Below are 20,468 nucleotides of genomic sequence, written 5' to 3' on the forward strand. Positions count from 1 at the left end.
TCAAATTGTGATATCATAAAAATATAATAATTTTACTTAGGAAGAGTAAAAATGAAAAAAATAGTCATAGCAGTATCAATTCTATACTCATTTTTTGCACTATCTGCAAATTTAACAAAAATTGATTTTCAACAAAAAGATGACTTAAGTTACTTGAATTTTAATTTTGATAAGAATGACTTCAAGATCAAGAAGTTTCAAGTAGTAAAAGACAAACAAGTTATCATCGATATTGAAAACACAGTTTCAACTCAAAGAGTTTTAAGGGCCTTTGATACATCTGAGTTTTCTGGAAGTGTTGTATTTGTTTCAGCATTCAAATCACCAGGAAGTTCTCAAGATATTAGAGTCGTTGTACAGTTACGTGATAATGTACGTTCCAAAATTCAAACATCGGGAAATTTAGCGAGCATTATTTTTGAAAATCGTTACGGTGCCTTTGCTAGTTCAAAAGAGCAAGATAGCGTTGTGTCAGCGGTTGAAGAAAAGAAGGCGGAAAGACTTCTAAAACCTAAGTCTAAGAGCATGGAAGATATTCTAGAAAACCTAACTCTTTCTGGGCAAAAGAAATATGTTGGTAATAAAATCTCTCTAAATGTTAAAGACATGAAGATTAACGATATTCTTGATCTCATTGCAGATGCTTCAGGTTTTAACGTTATCATGACAAATGATGTAGCAGAGCTTAAGCCTTTATCACTTAACCTTGTTAATGTTCCATGGGATCAGGCACTAGATACCGTTTTATCAATCAATAAGCTTGTTGCTGAAAAGAATGGTGCGATCCTAACAATTAAGACGCTTGCTCAAGCGACTGAAGAGAAGAGAAAAGAGAGAGAGGCGACTCAGATTAAAGAAGTTGCGGAACCTCTTGTCACAAAAATTCTTCCAATCTCATATTCAAAAGCGAAAGACCTAACAACACTTTTAAAGGACTATGTAACTCCTGCAAGAGGTTCAATCATTGCTGATGAGAGAACAAATAATTTAATTATAAATGATACTTTAGAGACTACTGAAAAGATTGCAAAAATTGTTGATATCCTTGATCGACAAACTCCACAGGTTTTAATTGAATCAAAGATTGTTGAAGTTAACGAAGGATACCAGAAACAAATTGGTCTTCAAAATGGGTTAAACTTTGGCTATGACCCTGTTGGACAAATTCCTACTACGACAGAGTTAACGGGGACGGGAAGTACAACTAGTATTTCAGGTCCAGGGTTAAGTTTTTCAAGTGCTCCAACAACAGGAGAGAGTACACGAAACTTACTTGGAGTAACAATCTCTCGATTTGGTCGCTTATTTGACCTTAATTTCCAATTACAACTTTTAGAAAGTGAGTCGAAAGGGAAGATCATTGCTTCTCCTCGAGTTGTAACAAAACATAATGTGAAAGCTGAGATCGTTTCAACTGATACAACTTCATTTGAAGAAAGAGAAGGAACAGGTGAGGATCTAACAATTACATTTAAAGAAACGACTGCAGAGTTAAGTCTCGCTGTTACACCTCAGGTCGCTAATGATGGTGCGATTGATCTAATTGTCGAACTTTCAAAGGAGCAATTTGGTACTTCTCCAGCAGCTGGAGCACCACCTGATAAAACAAAGAGACAGGTAAAGACAAACGTGTTGGTTGAAAATGGGTCAACTATCGTTTTAGGTGGACTCTATAGTTATTCTAAACTTGAATCACACTCTGGTGTGCCTTACCTAAAAGATGTACCAATTGTTGGCTGGCTATTTAGAACTCCATATAACCCGCAAGTGAGTAAGACTGAACTTGTCATTTTCATCACTCCAAGGGTTATTAACCAAGAACGTGCAGGTTTAACAAGTAGCTTGTAGATGAAAAATTATAATAATTTAATCTCAAAATATAAGAGTCAATTGGAGAAAGACCCTCGTTCGAAGGTCTTTGCTCCTCTTGCCGAGATATATCGCAAAGTTGGTATGAATGATGAAGCTCTTGCCTTATTAAAAAGAGGTCTAATTCATCATCCAAATTTTTCAGCTGCAATTATTATTTATGGACAACTTCTACTAGAAAAGGATGAGGTTGAAGAGGCATATACTATATTAAAGCCTCAGCTTTCTATAAATGGCGATAATATAAAGTTCCTAAAACTATTTGCACAATCTTGTTTTAAGCAAAACCTCATTCTTGAAGCTCTAAATACTTATAAGAGAGTTCTATTTATCTCTCCTAAAGATATGGAAGCGACTGAGTTTATCGTTAAGTATGATAATTTTGATAGTGTTGAAGATGAGGACTTAACGCAAAAGACTTTTGATATCTCAAATCTCGATGACGAGATTGAAAGCTGGAGCACGTTGAGTTTAGTTCCGCAAATTAAAGAAGAGCCTGTTGTTGAAGAGAAGAGCAATGATGAACCAGGACAAATCTTTAGTCATACCTTAGTTGATCTTTACCTAAAACAGGGTGCCAAGCAAAAAGCTATTGAGGTATTAAATAGTGCATTAGTTGAAAATCCAGATGATAAGAGAATTCAAGATAGGCTAAGGGAGCTTGAAGGACTTGATGAGATAAGTGAGAGCAAAGGCCGTGAAGATCTTATGGCCGCATTCGAGTCTACGGCCAAGAAACTAGAAGAAAAGCCGAAGGTTGAATTAGAAAAATTATCAATGGCCTTTGAGCTATTTGAATCATATCTAAAGAAAAGAAGCAGCGAAGTTTTAAATGGATAAATTCTTAGTCATTAATGGACCTAATTTAAATTTATTAGGTAAGCGTGAGCCCGAAATCTATGGCACTTTAGATCTTGCCGGTATCGAGTCGTATACAAACAAAAAACTTGGAGACCTCGGTTATAATGTTGATGTCGAATGGTTTCAATCTAATGGTGAGCAAGAAATTATTGAGAAAATACATGCTGCGTCAGAGGGTAGTTATAAAGCACTTATTATAAATCCAGCGGCCTTTTCTCATACTAGTATTGCTATATTAGACGCTTTGCGCGTTATGAAATGTCCAGTAATTGAAGTACACCTGTCGAACACAAATCTTCGAGAGGAGTTTAGAAAGAATAAAATTACTGCAAAATCTTCATCAGCTGTGATAGAAGGTTTAAAAGAAAAAGGTTACTTCCTAGCAATATTATCGCAATTAATTTAAAGGGTTTTTATGGAAATATCGACAAATGACTTTAGGAAAGGTTTAAAACTAGAAATCGATGGCAAACCATATGTTTGTATTAAATGTGACTTCACTAACCCAGGTAAAGGTTCAGCTTTTTACAAGTTAAGAATTAAGAACCTTGAAACAGGTGCAGTTATCGAAAGAACTTTCAAGTCTGGTGTAGCAACGGGTGCAATGCAACCAGATCTAGACGAAAAAGAAGTAGAGTACTTATACAATGATCCTGAAGGATTTAACTTCATGGACCAATCAACTTTTGAAACAATTCACGTAGCAACAGAGTATATCGAAGATGCTGCTAATTACCTTCAAGAAGGTATTAAAGTAGAACTATTATATTATAAAGGAAAGCCAATCTCAATTGAACTTCCAAACTTTGTTGAACTTGCAGTTACTGAAACTGATCCTGGACTAAAAGGTGATACTGCTCAAGGTGGACTAAAAAAGGCCATTATGGAAACAGGTCTTCAAGTTAACGTTCCACTATTTATCAAAGAAGGTGAAATCCTGAAAATTGATACAAGAACAGGTGACTACGTAGAGCGTGTAAATAAATAAATTTTCCAATAGTAAGGGCCCTTTTTTAGGGCCTTTTTCTTGTCTCTATTTCAATTATTTCTGTGGTAAAAAGTACGCTTAACATTAATTAAATTAATTATTTGATATAATAATATTAGATAGTTAGTTGTATTTTTATACCAGAGGCAATGTGTCAGAAAACACAATGACAAATACAAATTTTGATATCAAAACGTTACTTGGTAGTACGCAGGAACTCATTGCGTTTTTAGAAAGTCATCGTGTTGAAAATGAAGAGTCATCACTAAGTCATAATTTATATATTGATTCAATTTTAAAAATTTTATTATTTCATTCAACAGGAAAAGTACAAAAGCTATCAGTCGAAATTAAAAATCTAATAGGTTATTTATTAAAACGAAAAAAATCCAATCGCCTTAATGAATTAAAAAATATTTTAGATCATTTCAGTGTTTCATACTCAGAAAATTTTGATTCATATATAAATATATTAAGTACTGAAAAAGTAGACGAGACTTTCGCGGATTCTATTTCAACGATTACAACTGTTAAAAACTCTGAAAAATATTTCCAATATGAAACATTAAGAAAAAAACTTGAAAGAGATTTAGAGTTAATCGATCCTCTAATGTTCATCGAGTCAATTTTTAAAGTCATTCCTTTGTTTTTTGAAACAAGTGAGTATAAGTCTATTATCTTTAAGTATGGAAAAAATAGTGATGATAACGATCTGATAAGAGCTATTAACTACTACCTAAAAGATTATAGCGATATTCCAGAGTTTGTTAAAACTACATCAAAGCGTACATTAGATAGAGACTATATTGAAGCTTATAAGACTTCTATTAATAAAAAGGATGAGCTTCTATCATTAGTTGAATTAAGAGAAAGATTAGTAGATGGTTGTAAGTCGAAAGATGAATATATCAATACTTTATTTGAAATGGCCGTTGCTTATCGAAAACTCGGTAATGAGGAAAGAGCATACTTTTTAGCAATAATTGTTAACCGAATATATCCTGGTTATAGAAATATAGAGGTTATGTTAAAGAGATGAGATTTGTTAATAAATTTCTAATCATATTCACTCTTGTATTCGGACTTCTTGCTGTTGGGGCCTGGCGTTTTATTCAATCACGATATGTATCAACAATACTAACAGAATATATAAATAAGAATATTATACTTGATTCTAATATGACTCTCTCGTTCTCGAGAGTTTCTGGTGGATTCTTTCCTCCTCGAACAATCCTAGAGGATGTAAACTTTAAGGTCAAAGATGAGTTAGAAGTACATGTAAAGGATGTTTCTGCAGCATTCTCACTACTAAGTCTATTCTCATCAAATGTTAGATTTAACTCAGTAAACTTCAGCGATGGTTACATTGTTCTTGAAAAATTAGAAAAGAGTGAAGATGACACTTCACAAGTGAGCGTATTTAATACGCTTAATAACGTAACTAATCAATTACCATTTAAGATTAATAAAATTGAAATTAGAAATTCTGATTTTTATATTGCTGAAAGTAACCTCAATATTCCAATTAAGCATTTGGCCCTAAGTCCATTCGAATATAGTTACGATATAATCCTAGATATTGAAAATGTTAGTTGGCAAGGTGCCATTGTTGATAACTTATTTTTAGATGCAGAGATCGTTGAAAACAACATTCGTGTCAGAAATGGTTATGTATTCATTAAAGACTCTAAGATAAGTGGTTCTGGAAAATATGAGTTTAAAAACAAAAAGATTCATTCAGATATTGAGTATAAAATAAACTTTGATAGCTTTGAGGATTTAAAGAAAAAGTATAGTGTAAAAATGGATGGTATCCTAGAAGGAAAGGCTACGATAACAGGAGCTATCGATAAGAAAGATATTTTTATAAGTGGTCTTACGAATGGAAGTAATATTCATTCTGATTATGTAAATCTTGATAAGTTTAAAACAAAGTACTCATTCCATAATAATAAATTAACTATAAAAGACTTTGTAGGTGAGATAAATAATGGCCAAGCCAAAGTCTCTGATGAACTAATCTTGAACTTTAGTGAGAATAAAGTAGTTGAAAATAAAGTTGTCGTTGAAACGAAAAATCTTCATTTGAATGATATTTTATACTTCCTGGGTGATGATTTTGTTCTTTTAAAAGGACGTGCAAATGGAAAAGTTCTACTAAGCATGGATGAAAATGGTGCTGTCCTTGTTGATAGTATTGAAGGAAGTCCCATTTATATCAAAAACTTAGCTCTAAAACCTACACTTGATAATATTTTAAACTTTAAGAAGGTAGACATATCAAGTCTAAATATTTTTGCGGGAGATGACTTTAGAATTGGAATTAATGCAAAAAGTAATTCCTCATCACTCGTTGGTTGGGGATCTGTTGTTGGAAGTGAAGTAGATTTCACTGTTAAAGCAAGAGACTTTAGTATCTCTGATCTTGGTGGACAAATTGCTCAAGTTGCAAAAGGCCGAGGTGATTTTGATATTACGATTAAAGGATCAGAGGAAGTTATAATTGATGTAAATACTTCAAACGCAAAATATATTGAAGTATTTGGCTTTCTCTTAGAAAAAGAATCTAGCGCAAGTTTAAAATATTCAATTGATAAGAATATCATTTATGTAAACGAACTTAGAAATAAGACTAATGGCCAAACCACGCTTTCAGGAAATGTGAACCTAGGTAAAGAAGAGGTTGAATTAAATATTGGACTTAAGAATGTTGACCTAAGTCTACTCGAACGAAATGTTAAGCCTATCTGGGAAGATATTAAAATGTATACGACACCTTTTGAAGGTGTCTTTAATGCTGATGTTAATTTGAATGGTAAATTTTCAAACTTTATTACTTCTGTAAATATTAATTCAGATAAGGTGAGCGTTTACAAAGAGCCTATTGATAATATTGCTTTAAAGCTTATCGTTACAAATGATGATGTATCGATCAAGGATGCTTTCGTTAAAAAGAACCAATCTAGTGCATCGGCTGACTTTATTTATAATTTTAAAAATGGATTTGAAGAAATTTCATTTATTACAACACCAATAAAGCTTGGTGATTTTTATCGATATCGTGATCTCGGTTTAGGCTATAATGGCCACTTCTCTGCTAGTATTGAAGCAAAGAGAAATGGTGTTCTCAGAGGAAAAGGGAATGCATACTTAACTGAAACAAAAGTAGGAAATGAAGAGATTGGTGCTTCGGAATTAGAGTTCAGTTTTAAAGATAAGGTAATTAACTTTAATACAAATATTCTAAATCAAAATATCCATATAGATGGTGAGTTAGACTTTAGTAAAAGTCATCCGCGAGTTATTCTTAACTACAATGTCGATATGCCTGATATCAAACCATCTCTATCTTTTATTTCTGAGCACAACTCTTTTAATAATGAATTGAATGGATTTGTTCAGCTGAGTGGACAATTAACTTACGACTTCAATCCAAATCGACCTGTAAGTTCTATTATGAATTTGACTCAATTTCATATTAGTAATTATGGGCGCTCTCTAACATTGAAAAGGCCGACCTCGATTGAAGTTGATCAATCGGAAATTAAGCAGCTTAACTTATCATTAAGCGGTTCCGGTGGTTCATATCATTTAGTAGGGAGTGGAAATTTTGATACTAATTTTCAACTAGTGCAAGACTTAGATATTAATCTTAGTTATCTAACCCTTTTAACAAGTGAGATCGAAAGGATTCTAGGAACGATCAAGGGCAAGGGAATTATTGTTGGAAATCGTAAAAAATATGACTTGTCCCATTCCCTAAGTACTTCAAATTTTGGGCTAAAGCTTAAAAGCGTTCCTTTAGAAATTTCTAATGCTAGTGGTGTCGGTGCCTATCGTGACCAAAAAATACTAATCAATAACCTTAGTGGTGAGATTGGCTCTGGTGACTTTGACTTGTCTGGATATATAAAAGCAAGTTTTCCACTGCCTGAAGTTTATATAACTTCTAATTATACAAATGTAGGCTATCAAGTAGAGTCGCGATCAATTATCAACACAGATGGTAAATTAACTTTAAGTGGCCGTGGTTTTCCATATTTAATTAAAGGAAGTGTTTTTGTTAATGGTGGACTTATTGAAAACGAATTTAATGACTTTAAATCGTCATCAGAGTTCAATAAAAGCTTAAGTAAATATATTACCCAGAACCAAAGAGGTATCCCTGATTTAATTAATCTGGATATCGACTTAAGTATTAAGGAAACTGTTAGATTAAGAAATCGTTTAGCAGATCTCTTGATTGCAGGGGATTTACATATTGATGGACAGTTTACAAACCCAGCAATGCAGGGACAACTTATTATTGTTCCAGGATTAAGTAAGTTTAAATTTAGAGGTAATGACTTTATCTTATCTGAAGGCGTTGTTTACTTTACGAAAGAAGAGAATATTGAACCTATCACTCTAAATCTTTTAGCAAACTCTACTATTGGACAATATGATATTGAAATGGGAATTGCTGGTTCGGTTGACGACATTTCAATCAACTTAGAATCAAATCCATCACTTTCTCGTGATAATATATTTTCACTACTCACACTTGGAGTAACATCTGACTTTTCTCAAAACTTGGAAGACAGTCAAAGAACTAACTTAACGACAATCGGAATTGGTACATTTTTAGTTGATCAGTTAAATATTAATGAAGGCCTAGATGCTGCACTTGGGTTAAAGCTAAGCGTTTTGCCAGAGTTTACTGAAAGCTCTGATAGTCCTATTGAAGAGGCCACGAAATCTGAGCAGTCAGTAAAGACGGCAACTAAGCTACAGATTACGAAAAAAGTGAATGACAATATCAATTTAAAGTTTTCCAATACTTTTGATAGTGAAAGTAATAAACAGTCGATTAACGTTGATTACAGTATAAGTGATAAGCTCTCTATTGAAGGGATCTTTGAAAGTGAAGATGATACAAATAATAAAGAAGGAACAGACGGTTCTGTAGGGGCCGACATAAAATATAAATGGTCATTTTAAGATTAATTGCCACATTCATCTTACTATTTAGTTCTGTTCATGGTGCTGAAAATATTCATATCAAAAATGTTGATATTGACTGTACCGGCCGCGAAGAATGTCTTTTTATCATCGAAAGTTTTAAAAAGTATGAAGGAAAGGAATTAACTCGTGAAGAGTTAAGCCGAATTATTCAATTTGAATTAACAAAGCCATATTACAAAACTTTTTATTATGAAGTTAAAAAGAGCCGTCTAAATATTGTTGTCGAAACAAAGCCTAGAATTCTTTCAATAAACGTAAAGGGGACAGACTCTGTACTTAACCGACGAATCAAAAATGATTTTAAGTTGAAAGAAGGGGACTATTTTGATGACATGTCTGCTCAAGAGGGGCTTAAGGCCATTGGTAAAGAGTATTTTAAAAAGGGCTCAAAAGTAGGTTCAATTTCTAAAGAGTTAAATCAAGAAGGAATTAAGATTACTCTAAATCTATTAAAGAATGAGATCAGGAGACTTGAGGATATAAAATTAAATGGCCTAGTTGGAGTAAACTTAATCGAAGCTGAAAAATTCTGGCATCGTATTAAAGGAAGCTCTCTGGATTTCACAAATTATAAAAAAATGCTTCAAGAGTATCGTTCTTTATTAATAAGAGATGGTTTTTGGCTATCGCGAGTAAAAGAAGAGTTGAACGTTTTGAAAAATGGTAATTATGAGCTAATTTTCAATGTTGAACTAGGATCTCGATTCGGTGTTAATTTTTATAATAACTATCGTTTAAATCATAACGATCTTCTCTCTCACGTTAAGAAGTATATTCAAAATAATAAGGGACGATTTGATGATATTTCGCTTAATCGTCATATTGTGAACTTTTATCGTGAGAACGGTTATTACTACGCAAAGTCTAAGCTAACTGAAGCTCGTGGACTTGATATTAATGGAAATAAAATTCTAAACTTCTATTTTACTATCAACGAAGGACGTAAGGTTAAAGTTGCTCAAATTAATTTTAACGGCAATCACTTAAAAAATAGTAAAAAACTAAATGAAGTCTACTATAAGACAGATTCAGATCTTTTAAAGGCTGACTATCTACATGAAAGAGGACTTGAAAACGCCTCTGAGAAGATTAAAGAGATTTATGTTAAAGACGGTTATATCTTCGTAAATATTGAAAAGCCTAAGGTCGACTTCATCGACGGTGGAGATGCTGCAATTGTCTCTTTTTCAATTTCTGAAGGTTCTCAGTATATATTAAGTAAGATCAATATTGAGGGTGTTGAAGATGAAGAGGCCAGATACTTTATTAAAGATGTCCTTAAAAATAAAATAGGAAAGCCTTTTAATGTTGTTCACATTGATGAGGATTTAAAGAATGCCCTGATTTCTCTAAAAACACGAGGCTATTACTTCAGTACATATACTGAAAAACGTCCTAAAAAGATTGTTAATGTAAACTCTGCAACAAACGAAATTGAATTAAACCTAAAATTTGGTGTTGGTGTAAAGACCTATCTTGGAAATGTCATTGTAACTGGGAACTCAACGACTAAAGATGTTGTTATTAGAAGGGAGCTTCCGTTGGAGCGTGGGGATCTTGTTACTCCTAAGGCCATGAACGACTTTATCGCACGCTTAAGAGAGCTTGGCCTATTTTCAAACGTAAATATTTCTTCATTCGTTGGAGAAGAAGTTTCACCAACAGAGAAGTATCTAAACTTTGTTATTAAAGTTACTGAGAAGGATTTTGGTCTTGCTGAAATAGCACCGGGATTCAGAACCGACCTAGGTTTAAAATTCTCTACGACTATTTCTTATAATAACTTCAATGGAATGAACCGCTCTTTCATTTTTAAGGCCCAGACAAACTGGAGAACTGATTTCTCGTATCTTGATGATCGCAGAAGAGAGGACTCGCGAAAGTTATTAGAAGGGTTAGTACAGTTTCAATATGTTGAGCCGTATCTATTCTATGACCTATTCAAATCCAAAGTAACTTTTAAGGCGACTGCTCGTTACGAAAGAAAAAGATACTCTGACTTTGATGCTGATATCATTAGTTTCTCTCCACAACTGATTAAGACCTTCTCTGATGTTTTATCAATGAGCCTTACTTATGAATTTGATAATATCAGACAATTTGATGCAACAGATGCAATTGATGAAGATAAATATATCATTGGTGCAATCAGGCCTGAACTATCATTAGACTTTAGAGATAATAAAACGCTTCCTAAGAAAGGCTCTTGGTTTAATTTCTCATGGGAATTTGCAAACCCATATCTTGGTTCACAAGAAAGTGAAGACCTAACAATTGACTATCACAAGGCCGTCGTTCGTAATTTTAACTACATCCCTATGGGTGATTTTACCCTAGCAACTTCTATTGCCCTAGGATACGAGCACAACTTCTCAAGCGATATCGTTAAAGATAGCAGTGGAAATATTATTATCGATACTGATGGTAAGCCAATGACAACTGGTTATATCCCACCTTTAAAGGTTTTTCGTTTAATTGGACGCGACTATCTTCGTGGTTATAGTGATTTAGAAAGTGGAAGGCTAACAGACGGTACATATATTAATGATACAACAGTTAGAGGCGAGGCCTTCTTTGTAAACTTCAGACTTGAACCAAGATATTATATTGGTGACTATTCTGCTATTGCTGTTTTCTTTGATGCGGGACGCGTCTTTGTTGATAAAATTGATAACTTTGACCTATTAAAGTCAGTAGGGATGAGCTTTAAGTTTTTTACTCCAATTGGCTCCCTCGATTTTGACTACGGGATCAAATTAGACCGCATTGGTGGTGACTCATTTGGTCGTTTTCACATCACGATTGGCCAATTTTAGAAAATTTCGCAATTTCAAACACTTAAGTTCGAAGAAAATATTACGCATGGCCAAAAAAATAACAATTTCCCATTGTTTTATTGGCATAAATTGTTTAATATCTGCCGAAACCCGTTACCCCACAAACAACGGAATTATGGGCCTTTAGGTCCTTAAATGTTGTAAACAAATCATTTTATTCTGATGATGCGTTTACGTTTTATTGATTTTTAACATTATTAAAGTGGAAGGTTACTATGTACACTGAGAAATCATTTGTGTTGAAGCCAGCAGACGCTGACAAAAAATGGCACTTAATTGATGCTACTGATATGGTAGTTGGACGTTTAGCAACTGAAATCGCTAATGTATTAAGAGGGAAGAACTCACCAAAGTACACTCCTCATACAGATTCTGGTGATTTTGTTGTTGTTATTAACGCAGAAAAAGTTAGATTTACTGGGAATAAGTGGAACGATAAAGTTTACTACAGACACACAGGGTATGCTGGTGGACTTAAAGAAAGAACTGCTAAAGAACAATTAGAAAGAAAGCCAGAAGCGATTCTTATGAACGCTGTTAAAGGTATGCTTCCTAAGAATTCTCTAGGTAGAAAACAACTAACAAAACTTAAGGTTTTTGCTGGATCTGAGCATGCACATAGCGCTCAAAACCCAGTAGAATACAAATTCTAGTAAGAGGTTATTATTATGGCTAAAGGAAAAACTTGGGATTCACAGGCAGTTGGTAGAAGAAAATCTTCAGTTGCTAGAGTTTACATGGCTGCAGGAACTGGTAAAGTTGTTGTTAATAATAGAGATATCAAAGAGTACTTCACAAAAGGTACAGATAGATACGTTGTTAACCAACCTCTAAACCTACTTAAACTTGCAGATAAATATGATCTAAAGATCAACGTTACTGGTGGTGGAACTACTGGTCAAGCAGGTGCTACTCGTCTTGGTATTGCAAGAGCAATTCTTAAGATTGATGCAGCTCTTAGAGGCGAGCTTAAATCAGCTGGATTCCTTACGAGAGATCCAAGAAAAGTTGAAAGACAAAAAGCTGGTCAGAAAGGTGCAAGAGCAAAGTACCAATTCTCGAAGCGTTAAGATTTATCTTACAATATTTTCGAATATATGCAGGGCCCACTTTTGTGGGCCTTGTTTATTCATGGGCTTACCAAAAACTTTTCTTCTATGCTATAAATCCATATGGCAAAATCCATTCAGCTTAAAGGCGTAAGAACTAATAATCTAAAAAATATTGATGTTGAATTTCCAATTAACAAGATCACTTGTGTTTCAGGTGTGTCTGGATCAGGGAAGTCTTCACTCGTTTTTAATACATTGGCAAATGAGTCCAAAAGAAGATTTTTGAATTCACTTCCTTCTTCAATGAACTTCTTTGAAAGAGTTCCAACAAGTGCTGAAGTCGATAGTATTTCTCCTGTTTTACCGGTTTGGAGTTTAGCGCAAAATAATCCAATTGTTGGATCGCGCCTAAATATGGCCGATCAACTTGAGATAAGCTACGAGTTAGCGCAATTATATTTTGAGCCATTCTCTACAGGGTGCTTAATTCATGGAAATGAATTTGTTGATGGACTTTCACAGGTTGAAACTGACATAACTGATACTCTAACTGGTGATTGTAAAGTTATTCATGTGCTAATTGGTAAAGATCATTATCTCGAAAATATAAGTGGAATGCCTGCTAGAAGTTTTGACTCAAAAACTTCTACTATCCGTGACTTTGATAAAGAGGATTCCCAATGGGAGATCTTTCGAATAAAGCCTAAGAGTATTGGCCAATTTAGAAAAAAATGGATGGAGCTAATAAAGAATAGTTCTGTTGCCCAGTTAAGTGTTTATCTTGCTGGCCAAGACGAACTAAAGCACTTCAACTTAAATACGACGGCCTTTTGTCCTAAGTGTTCTGAAGAAGAAGTTCGTAGTGCGAGGCAAATTAGTGATCTTCTTCCTTATAATGGAGTCGGGGCGTGTTCTGAATGTAAGGGATATGGGTCAACACTTAGTTATGATATTAATAAAATTGTAAAATTCCCTAAGAAAAAAATCTCTGAAGGTGCCATCACTTTCTTAGAGTACGCTAAATATAGTGAGCATTATAAGTACTTTATTGCTGAAATTAAAAAAGTAGGAGTCTCTCCAGATAGTCGTTTTTGTGATGTTAAAGACGAAGTTGAAGAAATACTTATGAGAGGAAGTGGACGCTTTTATGGTGTTTTAAACTTTCTCTATGGACTTGAAGAGAAGCGATATAAGCGTTCTGCGAGAATCTTTCTAAGATCACTACAAAGTGAAAAATGTTGTCACATTTGTGACGGCAGAAGAGTTTCTCCTAGCGCTCTACTTCATCGTGGAAAACTGCAAAATATAATTTCATATGGAGATTGTTTATCTCTAACTCTAGAAGAATTGTATGAAAACTTATTTGTAGACAAGAGTGATACAATCGTAAAAAAAATCTTAAGTAAACTAGAGATTGCAATCGAGTTAGGCCTAGGTCAATTTCCTCTAATGACAAAACTTAAGTCATTAGAAACAAGTGAATATCAAAAATCGCTACTAGTACGTTATTTAAGCTTTCAAGGAAGTGGCTCTTTATTTGTTCTTGATGAGCCAAGTCTTGGGATGAACTCAGATGAACAAAAAGTATTATTAAAATTTCTAAAAAAACTTTCAACAAATAATACCGTTGTGATGGTTGAACATAGTAGAGTTCTACAACAGGGAAGTGATCACAATATTGTCATTGGACCAGGTGCAGGGCATCTTGGTGGTGAAGTTGTTGCACACAAGCTACCTAAAATTGAAAAAATTCAAAAACAATCATCTAAAAAGAAAGTTGTAGACGAAGAGATTGTTTTCAAAAATATTGAGTTTGAAGGCTTTAGATATAATGAAATTAAATTTCAAGTTGGAACAATTAATCAAGTAAAGACTCAGATGGATTCATTTGATAAGAGGCTTGTTATCAATGCTTTATTTAATGAGTTGAATGAAGATATCTTCAATGAAAAATATGATTTTGAAACTTCTTATGAAATCGATGATTTAAGTTATCCTGATGGAATTGAGAATATTTTTATTTATGAAACTAGGATTGAGAAATCGACTAGTCGTTCTACTGTTGGAACGGCCTTAGACTTGAGTGGCCATGTAAGAAATTATTTCTCAAAGCTTCCAGTTTCTAAGTCTCTTGGCCTAGAAAAAGGACACTTTTCTAAAAACAGTAAGCTAGGTCAGTGTGCAGTTTGTGAAGGAAAGGGCATTCAAGAAATTGATATGCAGTTCTTAGAAGACGTGACTTTCGATTGTGATGAATGTGGTGGAACAGGATTGAAGAAATTCTACGCTACTATCACAGATGGAAAGTATACGATTATTGATGCATGTAAAACACCAGTATCAACTTTATTTGAAACACTACCAACTACACCTAAGATTAAAAGAACGATTGAATATTTAAAACTTCTTAACCTTGATTACTTAACTCTCGATCGAACAATTCCTTCTCTTTCTGGTGGAGAGCGCCTTCGTGTAAAACTTCTAAAGGCCATTGATAAGAAGGTGAAGAATTCGGTTATCGTTCTAACAAATATCTCTTACGGTCTATCAATTAATGAACTGACTTCAATATGTGAATTACTTGAGGGATTAACTGGCCAAGGTAATACGTTAGTTCTTCTTGATAACCATGAGATTTTCAGTAATTTCAATACGATAGAGCTTGATTAAAAGACTAAAGTATTAGTTGGAATAACCGATAAGAATCGTATGTTAAGGTTCTTATTGTGCTCTATTTTTATATTTATTTCTATAACTAGTTCAGCACAAGAGTTATTTCAAATCCCATTGAGTAAACAGCTTTCTGAGTCCAATGCTATTATTATGGGAACCTATCAAGGTAGCTTTCCTAAGAAATTAAGTGATGGATCAGTTGTAACTAATGTCTCATTCAAATTAGAGAAGTCAGTTGGACTTGGTTCTCGCCAACTTTTGAATAAGAACTCATTTAGTTTTGTCTATGATGGAGGAACTTGGCAGGGGATCGATTATCCTAACAAGCTTAAGCCGAGATTCGTTGTCGGACGCCGCTATATCGTTCTTTTAAGAAAAGGTGAGTATGATTTCTATCCATTGAATGAGCGCCTTGGCGTGTATAATGTAATTGGTCGCAATGGTGAAGATGCCGTTATTTCTCAGGCTTTTCCTGATAATCCAAAATTTGGTGCCAACTCATTTAGTACATTCAATCTTTGGATAAGTAGTATCTATGGTGAGGGACTGAAAGGAATTGGAACTGATAAAGATATTTTTCATAAGAAGGCCGGAGGCAGGAAAATTGCTTCAGTTGATAATTCTCGAGAATCTAGTGAATATAAAATTCACATCTATTGGTTAGCTCTTTTGTTTGGATTGCTTGGTGCGGCACAGTTAAGAAAATCAAAAGTCTAATTATCCAAATTTACTATTCATTTTTAACGCGCAATTTAGTAAAATTTAACTAATTATCCCATGGAAGGTAAATATGAATCTATTAAAAGTACTTTTGTTAATCACAGTTTTTTCTCTGGGTCACAAGGCCTATTCACAAGATTTATTAAACGAAAGAATTCGTAAAATTCCGGATAAAAAAAGATCAATCTTTTTCAACAAAGGAATCTTTCATTCGACAAATAGCAATACTAATTCTGTACTGAAATCAATTCGTCACGGAAATGGTAGCTCAAGAGGTTTTGAAAGACTTGTTTTCGACTTTGAAACAAATGAGGCTCCAAGAGTCTATGGTTATAAGTCTGAAAAAGAGAATAAGATCTATGTAGATTTCTTTAAAACAAAGCTTAATAAAAAAGTTGGTTCTTTTGGAACTTCTAAACTTGTGAAGAAAGTAGATTTTTATCCAGTTGGAGACGATACGCTTTCTGCAGAACTTGTCATTGATGGAAAACATTCAATTGATGTTTTCACTTTAAAAAATCCAGGTCGATTAGTAATCGATATTAAAAAGTAGGTGTGACTTATTATGAATGAATACGAAGAGTACAACGTGCAAATTAAAGACTCTCAAGGGGATGAGAAATTCCCAGAAGATGTTGTAATCATACCTATTATGAATAGCCCGATTTTTCCGGGAATGATTGCGCCAATTATTTTAACTGAAGATAAGTTCACTGCTGAATTAGATGAGTATCTAATTAAGAGTGGTTATCTTGCTCTTAACCTTGTTAAGAGTGATCTTAAAAATGAAGAAGGTGAGATTGATCCTTCTATTCAAGAAGACCTAGACTCTAGGGAAATCACTTCAAAGGATATTTATAAAGTAGGTGTTCTTTGTAAGGTTGTAAAAAGACTTAAGTTACCAGATGGTTCTGTAAACGTTCTTGTACACGGTATAAAAAGATACCGTGCTTCTAATATTTACGAACAATCTCCACTACTAAGAGCTAAGTACGAAGTATTTGACGATATCTTAGAAGAAGATGAAGAGCTAGATGCATACACTCGTTCAATCATCAATCAGGTTAAAAAACTTAGTGAAGTAAATGCTTACTTTAACGAAGAAATGAAGCTTGCGATGATTAACTCTTCTTCACCTGGTGCACTGGCAGACTTAGTTGCATTTGCACTATCTCTAGATATTCCAGAAGCACAAGACTTCCTAGAAACTCTTGTTGTTAAGAAACGTTTTGGGAAACTATTAGTATATCTAAAAAGAGAAAAGGATGTTGCTGACATTCAAAAGAAAATCTCTGATGAGGTTAATGACAAAGTTAATAAATATCAAAGAGAATACTTCTTACGTGAGCAGCTCAAGGTTATTAAATCTGAGCTTGGATTGGAAGAAGATGATAAGGCCCGTGATATTAGTAAGCTTAAAGAAAGAATTCTTGAAGCGAAACTTCCAGAAGATGTTCTAAAGTCTGTTAATGAAGAGATTGAAAGGCTTGAGGTAATTCCTGATTCATCACCAGAGTACAATGTAACTCGTACATACCTAAATTGGATCGTCGATCTTCCATGGTCAAAGTCGACTGAAGATCATGTCGATATGGATAAGGCACAGAAGATTCTTGAAAAAGAGCACTATGGCCTTGAGAAAGCGAAAGAAAGAATCATGGAGTTCTTGGCCGTTCGTAAATTAAAGCCACAATTTGATGGAACGATTCTTTGTTTAGCAGGTCCTCCTGGTGTTGGTAAAACATCGATGGGTAAATCAATTGCAGAATCTCTCGGTCGAAAATTCTACCGTTTCTCTCTTGGTGGTATGAGAGATGAGGCAGAGATTAAAGGACATAGAAGAACATATGTTGGAGCAATGCCTGGTCGCTTGATCCAAGCAATGAAGCGTGTTGAGGTGAATAACCCTGTCATCATGCTTGATGAAATCGACAAGCTTGGACAATCTTTCCAAGGTGATCCAGCATCAGCGCTCTTAGAGGTTTTAGATCCTGAGCAAAACCATAACTTCATCGATCACTATCTAGATGTTCCTTTTGATCTTTCAAAAGTTCTTTTCATCTCGACAGCTAATTATATTGGCGATATTCCTGAGCCACTTTTAGATCGTATGGAGATTATTGAGCTTAGTGGTTACACAATGGAAGAGAAACTTTCAATTGCTACTAAATGGGTAATTCCAAAACAGATTAAAAAACATGGTTTAGAAAAGAAAGATATTAGCCTAACAAAAGCAACACTTAAAAAGCTAATCGAAGATTATGCTCGTGAGCCAGGTGTTCGTGTGATGGAGCAGATGATTGCTAAAATGTGTCGTCGTGCTGCACTTGAAAAAGTTAAGGCCAAGAGACATAAGGTATTTAATCCTAAACCTACGGAACTTGAAGATATCTTAGGAACTGCTCGCTATCAAAGTGAGAAGGCCCTTAAGAAGCTTTGTCCTGGTATGACAACAGGTCTTGCTTGGACAGGTTATGGTGGTGATATTCTTTATATCGAAACTCTTTCTCTTAACGGCAAAGGTTTCAAGCTAACTGGTCAGTTAGGTGATGTAATGAATGAGTCTGCTAACCTTGCATATAGTTATGTTAAGCAACTTCTACAAAATGAGATGGAAGAATACTTCAAGATGAAGCCTAAGAGAAAAGCTTCTGATGAAAACGAAGATGAAATGGAAGACTTCCTTTCTGAAAGAGAAGTTCACCTTCACCTTCCTGCTGGTGCAACTCCAAAAGATGGTCCGTCTGCAGGTATTACAATGGCACTTGCTCTTTACTCACTTGCTCACAATGTGACTATTAAGAGTAATCTGGCCATGACTGGTGAGCTATCTTTAACAGGTAAGGTTCTTCCTGTTGGTGGGATTAAAGAAAAAGTATTAGCTGCAAAGAGAGCAGGTATTACGAATATTATGTTACCAATTGATAATGAAAAGGATTTAAAAGAAGTTCCTGAAAGACATAGAAAAGGAATGAAGTTCTATCCTGTAGCACACTTTAATGAAGTTTTAAAAATTGCGCTACCAAAATTCAAACCAAAATTTAAGTAATAAAAAAGGCCCTAATTAGGGCCTTTCTTATATTCAAAATAATTTAAAAAAAATTAAATTCGACTTAGAATTCGTCTGAATCGTACTCACTTACTGGAGCGTGCTTAACTTTACCAGCTGCGATCTCTCTAAGTGCTGTAACAACATCTTTATTTTTACTCTTAACAAGTTGGTCTGCACCATCTCTTAATTGCTTTACGCGTTTAGCAGCTAGGTGTACTAACTCATAGCGGTTTTCAACTTTTTCTAGACAGTCTTCAATCGTAATTCTTGCCATTTTGTGCACTCCGAAAAATTAAATGTGACTTAAGTTATTTTTATAGGACAAAGCGCTGTTTTTGTCTAGAGATAGGGCCTAAATATTTAAAATATTTAGAAGTACTTATACTTTAGTTATGTAATTTAAGTCACTTAGCTCTATTTGTTGAGTACTTTACTTGCATAATAATATCCTATGAAGCAACAATTATTTATATTTATCGAACATCAATCAGTATTAGAATCGGTTAAACATTATCAACAAAAATTCCACGGTATTTGCGCTGGAAATATATTAAGAAAAATTGATTTAATATTTAAAAATGGCCCATGTGATTTGGCAATTGGTTACTATATTTTTAAGATTGATGTAATAAGAATTGAATCACAAACACTTTTTGGTGAAGTGTTAAGTTATAAATATTTTGGTGACTAATGGATGACTCTACAATTGTTGAACTTGCCTTAGAAGAAAGAAAGTTTCTTCATGAAATGTCTAATAAGCTAGCTATTGCAGATGGAATGGCCGCAAAGGTGTTGAAGCTTTTAGAACAACAAGGTGGAGATGAAGAGCTGATAAGAAGACAAAGGAAGGCCACGAAGGCCATTAAAGAGCAGATAGAACTTCTTAAGCAAAGAAGGTTTCTGCTCCATGAACGCTCTAATTGAGACTTACGTTAACCTGGTCTCCAACCATAAATGCAGGTATCTCTAAAATAGGATGCCTTTCTTTATCGTTAAAATTCTTTGTTACTGCAATTGAGGTATCAGAGTCATGATGAATAACTTCAAGTTGTCCAACTTTCATCTTGTGACGGTAGCGTTTCTCACGATCATATGGATCGTTTAAAATCACAACACGATACACATCAAGTAAGGTACCATTCTTAATACCTTGTTTTTCACCTAAGTTTACGTAGTAGTTTTTTTGAATTTCTTGAACGTCATTGGTCATTGGCAGTTCATGTTCTACAGAATAGATCATATAGTCATTTGCCATGACTTGAGCTTGAAATAGTATCCCTATGATGACGAGTATGAAATGTGCAAGAGTCTTCATTCATTACTTCCTTTGTTGCAGTAGTAGGCTTTACAAGCGTACTGATCTACTATTCGGAAATATGGGGAAAAAAATGATAGGGGCAGTATTGTCGAAA

The 20,468-nt window shown here is 34.2% G+C and carries 17 protein-coding genes; 15 read left to right on the forward strand and 2 right to left on the reverse strand.

The window, feature by feature from the left end; genetic code table 11:
- Positions 1-51 precede the first annotated feature (51 nt).
- The 13 genes from pilQ (at position 52) to lon (ending at position 19,053) form a co-directional block, all read left to right on the forward strand.
- On the forward strand, positions 52-1,848 hold the full coding sequence (gene pilQ, locus ABMA72_RS10205) for a type IV pilus secretin PilQ (protein WP_392861147.1): 1,797 nt from the start codon (positions 52-54) through the stop codon (positions 1,846-1,848).
- The gene (locus ABMA72_RS10210) at positions 1,849-2,709 is read left to right on the forward strand and encodes a tetratricopeptide repeat protein (RefSeq protein ID WP_392861145.1); all 861 of its coding nucleotides are present in this window, start codon (positions 1,849-1,851) and stop codon (positions 2,707-2,709) included.
- Positions 2,702-3,136 (forward strand): type II 3-dehydroquinate dehydratase, encoded by a 435-nt coding sequence (locus ABMA72_RS10215; RefSeq protein ID WP_393057042.1) that lies wholly within the window; start codon positions 2,702-2,704, stop codon positions 3,134-3,136. The genes ABMA72_RS10210 and ABMA72_RS10215 overlap by 8 nt, the downstream gene beginning before the upstream one ends.
- A gap of 9 nt (positions 3,137-3,145) precedes the next feature.
- The gene (efp, locus tag ABMA72_RS10220; RefSeq protein WP_392861143.1) at positions 3,146-3,718 is read left to right on the forward strand and encodes an elongation factor P; all 573 of its coding nucleotides are present in this window, start codon (positions 3,146-3,148) and stop codon (positions 3,716-3,718) included.
- A gap of 151 nt (positions 3,719-3,869) precedes the next feature.
- Positions 3,870-4,757 carry a hypothetical protein gene (locus ABMA72_RS10225; protein ID WP_393057044.1) on the forward strand — a complete coding sequence of 296 codons (888 nt, stop codon included), beginning with the start codon at positions 3,870-3,872 and terminating at the stop codon, positions 4,755-4,757.
- Positions 4,754-8,698: a translocation/assembly module TamB domain-containing protein gene (locus ABMA72_RS10230; protein WP_392861141.1), complete on the forward strand. Its 3,945-nt coding sequence runs from the start codon at positions 4,754-4,756 to the stop codon at positions 8,696-8,698. Before ABMA72_RS10225 ends, ABMA72_RS10230 begins: the two co-directional genes overlap by 4 nt.
- Complete coding sequence (locus ABMA72_RS10235; RefSeq protein ID WP_392861139.1) at positions 8,686-11,538, forward strand: outer membrane protein assembly factor; 2,853 nt, start codon at positions 8,686-8,688, stop codon at positions 11,536-11,538. The genes ABMA72_RS10230 and ABMA72_RS10235 overlap by 13 nt, the downstream gene beginning before the upstream one ends.
- Before the next feature lie 236 nt (positions 11,539-11,774).
- Positions 11,775-12,212 carry a 50S ribosomal protein L13 gene (rplM, locus tag ABMA72_RS10240; protein WP_021267593.1) on the forward strand — a complete coding sequence of 146 codons (438 nt, stop codon included), beginning with the start codon at positions 11,775-11,777 and terminating at the stop codon, positions 12,210-12,212.
- 15 nt (positions 12,213-12,227) lie between these two features.
- On the forward strand, positions 12,228-12,629 hold the full coding sequence (rpsI, locus tag ABMA72_RS10245; protein ID WP_021267519.1) for a 30S ribosomal protein S9: 402 nt from the start codon (positions 12,228-12,230) through the stop codon (positions 12,627-12,629).
- 102 nt (positions 12,630-12,731) lie between these two features.
- Positions 12,732-15,281, forward strand: a complete 2,550-nt coding sequence (locus ABMA72_RS10250) for a hypothetical protein (protein ID WP_393057045.1) — start codon at positions 12,732-12,734, stop codon at positions 15,279-15,281.
- A 117-nt stretch (positions 15,282-15,398) separates the two neighbouring features.
- The gene (locus ABMA72_RS10255) at positions 15,399-16,001 is read left to right on the forward strand and encodes a hypothetical protein (protein ID WP_392861135.1); all 603 of its coding nucleotides are present in this window, start codon (positions 15,399-15,401) and stop codon (positions 15,999-16,001) included.
- Positions 16,002-16,074: 73 nt separating this feature from the next.
- Positions 16,075-16,557, forward strand: a complete 483-nt coding sequence (locus tag ABMA72_RS10260) for a hypothetical protein (protein WP_103218451.1) — start codon at positions 16,075-16,077, stop codon at positions 16,555-16,557.
- A 12-nt stretch (positions 16,558-16,569) separates the two neighbouring features.
- Positions 16,570-19,053 carry an endopeptidase La gene (gene lon / locus ABMA72_RS10265; protein ID WP_392861133.1) on the forward strand — a complete coding sequence of 828 codons (2,484 nt, stop codon included), beginning with the start codon at positions 16,570-16,572 and terminating at the stop codon, positions 19,051-19,053.
- A gap of 64 nt (positions 19,054-19,117) precedes the next feature.
- Here the strand turns inward: lon and rpoZ are convergent, their stop codons facing one another.
- Positions 19,118-19,330, reverse strand: a complete 213-nt coding sequence (rpoZ, locus tag ABMA72_RS10270) for a DNA-directed RNA polymerase subunit omega (protein WP_021267614.1) — start codon at positions 19,328-19,330, stop codon at positions 19,118-19,120.
- A gap of 177 nt (positions 19,331-19,507) precedes the next feature.
- On the opposite strand from rpoZ, the gene ABMA72_RS10275 reads away from it, so the two are divergent.
- Positions 19,508-19,747, forward strand: coding sequence for a hypothetical protein (locus ABMA72_RS10275; protein ID WP_392861131.1), 240 nt, complete (start codon positions 19,508-19,510; stop codon positions 19,745-19,747).
- A complete protein-coding gene (locus ABMA72_RS10280; RefSeq protein ID WP_392861130.1) occupies positions 19,747-19,980 on the forward strand; it encodes a hypothetical protein in 234 nt (77 codons plus the stop codon). Before ABMA72_RS10275 ends, ABMA72_RS10280 begins: the two co-directional genes overlap by 1 nt.
- Here ABMA72_RS10280 and ABMA72_RS10285 read toward each other — a convergent pair.
- The gene (locus tag ABMA72_RS10285) at positions 19,973-20,371 is read right to left on the reverse strand and encodes a hypothetical protein (protein ID WP_392861129.1); all 399 of its coding nucleotides are present in this window, start codon (positions 20,369-20,371) and stop codon (positions 19,973-19,975) included. The genes ABMA72_RS10280 and ABMA72_RS10285 overlap by 8 nt on opposite strands.
- Positions 20,372-20,468: the final 97 nt, after the last annotated feature.

The sequence above is a fragment of the Halobacteriovorax sp. CON-3 genome, from assembly GCF_043196995.1.
GTDB lineage: Bacteria > Bdellovibrionota > Bacteriovoracia > Bacteriovoracales > Bacteriovoracaceae > Halobacteriovorax_A.

Coding starts and splice junctions, on each gene's coding strand:
- pilQ (WP_392861147.1), top strand. CDS start 52: ATGAAAAAAATAGTCATAGCAGTATCAATTCTATACTCATTTTTTGCA.
- ABMA72_RS10210 (WP_392861145.1), top strand. CDS start 1,849: ATGAAAAATTATAATAATTTAATCTCAAAATATAAGAGTCAATTGGAG.
- ABMA72_RS10215 (WP_393057042.1), top strand. CDS start 2,702: ATGGATAAATTCTTAGTCATTAATGGACCTAATTTAAATTTATTAGGT.
- efp (WP_392861143.1), top strand. CDS start 3,146: ATGGAAATATCGACAAATGACTTTAGGAAAGGTTTAAAACTAGAAATC.
- ABMA72_RS10230 (WP_392861141.1), top strand. CDS start 4,754: ATGAGATTTGTTAATAAATTTCTAATCATATTCACTCTTGTATTCGGA.
- ABMA72_RS10235 (WP_392861139.1), top strand. CDS start 8,686: ATGGTCATTTTAAGATTAATTGCCACATTCATCTTACTATTTAGTTCT.
- rplM (WP_021267593.1), top strand. CDS start 11,775: ATGTACACTGAGAAATCATTTGTGTTGAAGCCAGCAGACGCTGACAAA.
- rpsI (WP_021267519.1), top strand. CDS start 12,228: ATGGCTAAAGGAAAAACTTGGGATTCACAGGCAGTTGGTAGAAGAAAA.
- ABMA72_RS10250 (WP_393057045.1), top strand. CDS start 12,732: ATGGCAAAATCCATTCAGCTTAAAGGCGTAAGAACTAATAATCTAAAA.
- ABMA72_RS10260 (WP_103218451.1), top strand. CDS start 16,075: ATGAATCTATTAAAAGTACTTTTGTTAATCACAGTTTTTTCTCTGGGT.
- lon (WP_392861133.1), top strand. CDS start 16,570: ATGAATGAATACGAAGAGTACAACGTGCAAATTAAAGACTCTCAAGGG.
- rpoZ (WP_021267614.1), bottom strand. CDS start 19,330: ATGGCAAGAATTACGATTGAAGACTGTCTAGAAAAAGTTGAAAACCGC.
- ABMA72_RS10275 (WP_392861131.1), top strand. CDS start 19,508: ATGAAGCAACAATTATTTATATTTATCGAACATCAATCAGTATTAGAA.
- ABMA72_RS10280 (WP_392861130.1), top strand. CDS start 19,747: ATGGATGACTCTACAATTGTTGAACTTGCCTTAGAAGAAAGAAAGTTT.
- ABMA72_RS10285 (WP_392861129.1), bottom strand. CDS start 20,371: ATGAAGACTCTTGCACATTTCATACTCGTCATCATAGGGATACTATTT.